The following is a 3,873-nucleotide window of genomic DNA, read 5'->3' as shown; positions in this document are numbered from 1 at the left end:
GCAGGCGAACGTTTGTTAGCATTCATCATAGATACCGCTATTAAAATCGGGTATTTATTAGTGTTGAATTGGACGTTTGGTGTTTTTGAAAATATGGATGAATGGTCTCAAATTGCCATTAATACCGTATTGAGTTTTCCAGTTATGTTTTACACGTTGGCTTTAGAATCCCTTTTAGAAGGGCAAACCATTGGCAAACGTGTATTAAAGATTAGAGTGGTGAAAATTGACGGTTATCAGGCTTCATTAGCAGATTATGTGGTGCGTTGGTTTTTTAGAATTGTAGATGTTTACATTTTTGGCTTAGGTTTTTTTGTAATTATGTTTAGCAAAAAACAGCAGCGTCTAGGCGATATGGTAGCAGGAACAGCAGTTATTGCCTTAAAAGATAAAGTTAATATAAGCCATACTATTTTAGAGAATTTAAAAGAAGATTATAAGCCAACATACCCAAATGTTATTAAGTTATCTGATAACGATGCACGTATTATAAAAGATACATTTACTGTTGCCAGAGCTTCAAAAGATTATCAAACTTTAATCAAATTAAGAAATAAGTTAGTTGAAGTTGTTGAAATAAAAACTGTAAAACAGAAAACAGATATTGAGTTTATCGATGTTATTTTAAAAGATTATAATTTTTATACTCAGAATATGTAAGCGATTCACACCATTTTTGTTTTATAAAAATGGTGTGAATCGCTTACCCTGAGCGAAGTCGAAGGGTCTTTTTTTAAAACTAAAATAATGTGATGCTGAAACAAGTTTAGCATGACGTTTAAAAGAAATATTATGTTCTACACCATAGATATATTAGGAACCATTGCATTTGCTATTTCTGGCGTACTCGTTGCCATTAGTAAAAAAATGGATTTATTTGGCATTCTAATCATTGCTTTTGTAACCGCAGTTGGTGGTGGAACGCTTCGCGATATGCTTATAGGTAATACGCCTGTAAGCTGGATGAAAAACATAAACTATACCTACGTTATTTTAGCTACAACCGTAGTTACCATAGTTATAAAAAGTAAAATCGACTATTTGCGTACCTCGTTATTTTTATTCGATACCATTGGTATTGGTTTGTACACCGTTGTAGGTGTAGAAAAAGGAATCTCTGCAGGATTAGATCCTATTATTTGTATTGCTCTAGGAACTATATCAGCGTGTTTTGGAGGCGTAATTCGAGATATTTTATGTAACGAAATCCCTGTGATATTTAGAAAAGAAATTTATGCAACCGCATGTATATTAGGAGGCTTATCGTATTTTTTAATACGAAAACTACCGTTAGATAATAATCTGGTGTTTGTAATTGCTGGTTGTGTAGTAATTGTTACAAGATTAATTGCAGTTAAATTTAAAGTTGCGTTACCAACTATTTACAAAGATTAATTTATTTTGGGTGCTTATAAGCGGAGTCGAAAGGTTCCAACCCTTAACATAAAAAACTAACATTAATCAATAATTTCAACATTTCTAATATAGATGTTTTTATCGGGCCAGTCACCATCATCAGTTTCAACTCCAGCTATTTTATCAACAACATCCATACCTTTTATAACTTTACCAAAAACAGTATAATCACCGTCTAAAAAATGTGCACCACCTTTTTGTGTCACAATAAAAAATTCAAAAGGAGATGCTAATTTATGCGGATTATCAATTTCGCCACTTGGCATCGAAATAACACCACGATTATGTTTAAAACCACGTTTTGTATCAGTAGGCAATAGGTATTTGCCAATGTTAGCTCGTTTTCTAGCAGTTTCTCTATCATCACTATTGCCACCTTGTGCTATAAAATTATCAATAACACGATAAAATTGAGTGCCATTAAAATACTTTTGCTTAGTTAAAAAAATAAAGTTAGAACGGTGATATATTGTTTCGTTAAACAATAAAATATCAATAGTCCCAAAATCGGTTGTAATACGCACTTTGTTTTCTTTATGCTGCTTGTTGTATTCTTGAAAAAAATACATCGCATTTTTATCGTTCAGCTTCGGATATGTACGTTTATCTTCTGTAGAAACAACAGATTTTGTGTCTTTTTTGACGGAAGTTGTATCAACAGGCTTAGTAATATTTTTCTTTTTAGATTGTTTATCTTCACAATTCAAAAAAAGCAAAAAAAGGAAAAAGAATAATTTAAAGCGCATTTAAAAATGAATTTTGATGATTTTTTAAAATCAATTTCAAAAATAGAAAATATACCATTACCAGCCGAAGCTTCTCAATTTAAAATGGTGCCTCCATTTCGTCAAGAACTGTTACGCCAACAAAAAAATGCTATTAAGAATGCTAAAAAGGCTGGTGTTTTAGCATTGTTTTATCCTAATAAAAATGATGAAACCACATTAGCTTTAATTTTAAGAAAAACGTATAACGGTGTACATTCAGCACAAGTTGGATTTCCTGGAGGCAAGTTGGAAGACGATGATAAATCGTTGCAAGACGCCGCAGTTAGAGAAACATTTGAAGAGATTGGTGTACCCATACAAGATATTCAAGTTGTAAAACAATTATCTCAAGTTTATATTCCACCAAGTAATTTTTATGTACAACCGTTTATTGGTTTTTCTCAAAGCACACCGAGTTTTATTAAGCAAGAAGATGAAGTTGAGGCGATTATAGAAGTTGGGTTGCAACATTTTTTAGACCATAATCAAGTCGTGACCAAAACCGTTTCAACGTCGTATAGTGTTAAGGTTGAGGTGCCTGCTTTTAAATTAAATGGTCATGTAGTTTGGGGTGCTACCGCAATGATGCTGAGCGAAATTAAAGACTTGTTAAAACAAATGCTCTAGTTTACAAGATTTAGTACATTTGCGGCAACTAACTAATTTTGACGCGTGATTTATGGGATTATTTAAACGAAATCCATTCGGACATATACTTTTTGTAAAAAAATGGCTCATTAGAATACTCGGAGCGATGACTCACAGACGTTTTCGTGGGTTTAACGAATTACAAATTGAAGGCTCCGAAATTATTAAAACCTTACCAGATACTAACGTACTATTCATTTCCAATCATCAAACGTATTTTGCCGATGTAGTGTCTATGTTTCATGTGTTTAATGCAAGTTTGAGCGGACGTACAGATTCTATTAAAAATGTGGGTTATTTATGGAACCCGAAACTTAACATCTATTATGTGGCGGCCAAAGAAACTATGAAAGCTGGATTGTTGCCTAAAATTTTAGCTTACGTGGGTTCTATTAGTATTGAGCGTACGTGGAGATCTGAAGGTAAAGATGTCAATCGTCAAGTAAAAATGAGCGATATTTCTAATATAGGGAAAGCATTAGACGATGGTTGGGTTATCACCTTTCCGCAAGGCACAACCACGCCATTTAAACCCATTCGTAAAGGTACAGCGCACATTATTAAGCGCTATAAGCCCATTGTGGTGCCTATTGTTATTGATGGATTTCGTCGCTCTTTTGATAAAAAAGGGCTACGCATTAAAAAGAAAAACATCCTTCAAACTTTCGAAATAAAAGAACCGTTAGACATTGATTACGATAACGAAACTACCGAAGATATTGTAAAAAGAATCGAATATGCTATCGAACAACATCCATCGTTTTTAAAAGTCATTCCTCAAAAAGAATTGGAAGCTCAAGAAGAGTTGAATAAAAAGCGTGAGTGGTAATTAACGTCATCACAAGAAGCGAGTCAACCTGTGTTGAGCGTAGTCAAAGTAAGGTAATCTGTTATTTTAGTTCTATACAGTAATAGTTCTTTTCTTTTAAAAGGATTTCTATTACTATCTTTAACACGGATAAATCATGCTTTTAGTTTTCTTTTATTAACTTAGTTCTAGCCAGTGCAACTAACCATACACAAACACGTTAAACGAATCACT

At 33.1% G+C, this 3,873-nt stretch carries 5 protein-coding genes; 4 read left to right on the top strand and 1 reads right to left on the bottom strand.

The window, feature by feature from the left end:
- Together AADI82_RS14255 and AADI82_RS14250 are read left to right on the top strand one after the other, a co-directional pair.
- Positions 1 to 660, top strand: a 660-nt coding sequence (locus AADI82_RS14255) for an RDD family protein (protein ID WP_341217089.1), incomplete at its 5' end; no start/stop codon positions are given.
- A gap of 132 nt (positions 661 to 792) precedes the next feature.
- Positions 793 to 1,395 (top strand): trimeric intracellular cation channel family protein, encoded by a 603-nt coding sequence (locus AADI82_RS14250; protein ID WP_341217088.1) that lies wholly within the window; start codon positions 793 to 795, stop codon positions 1,393 to 1,395.
- 62 nt (positions 1,396 to 1,457) lie between these two features.
- On the opposite strand, the gene AADI82_RS14245 is transcribed toward AADI82_RS14250, so the two are convergent.
- A complete protein-coding gene (locus tag AADI82_RS14245; protein WP_341217087.1) occupies positions 1,458 to 2,162 on the bottom strand; it encodes a peptidylprolyl isomerase in 705 nt (234 codons plus the stop codon).
- Positions 2,163 to 2,168: 6 nt separating this feature from the next.
- On the opposite strand from AADI82_RS14245, the gene AADI82_RS14240 reads away from it, so the two are divergent.
- The gene (locus AADI82_RS14240) at positions 2,169 to 2,810 is read left to right on the top strand and encodes a CoA pyrophosphatase (protein ID WP_341217086.1); all 642 of its coding nucleotides are present in this window, start codon (positions 2,169 to 2,171) and stop codon (positions 2,808 to 2,810) included.
- A 52-nt stretch (positions 2,811 to 2,862) separates the two neighbouring features.
- Positions 2,863 to 3,660, top strand: a complete 798-nt coding sequence (locus AADI82_RS14235) for a lysophospholipid acyltransferase family protein (protein WP_341217085.1) — start codon at positions 2,863 to 2,865, stop codon at positions 3,658 to 3,660.
- Positions 3,661 to 3,873 lie beyond the last annotated feature (213 nt).

It is taken from the genome of uncultured Wocania sp. (assembly GCF_964021735.1).
GTDB lineage: Bacteria > Bacteroidota > Bacteroidia > Flavobacteriales > Flavobacteriaceae > Wocania_A.
Note: the sequence above shows the minus strand (reverse complement) of the source record. Positions and strands in the feature narration are given on the sequence as shown.

Excerpts from the sequence above, each read along its gene's own strand:
- AADI82_RS14250 (WP_341217088.1), top strand. The coding sequence starts at position 793 with ATGTTCTACACCATAGATATATTAGGAACCATTGCATTTGCTATTTCT.
- AADI82_RS14245 (WP_341217087.1), bottom strand. The coding sequence starts at position 2,162 with ATGCGCTTTAAATTATTCTTTTTCCTTTTTTTGCTTTTTTTGAATTGT.
- AADI82_RS14240 (WP_341217086.1), top strand. The coding sequence starts at position 2,169 with ATGAATTTTGATGATTTTTTAAAATCAATTTCAAAAATAGAAAATATA.
- AADI82_RS14235 (WP_341217085.1), top strand. The coding sequence starts at position 2,863 with ATGGGATTATTTAAACGAAATCCATTCGGACATATACTTTTTGTAAAA.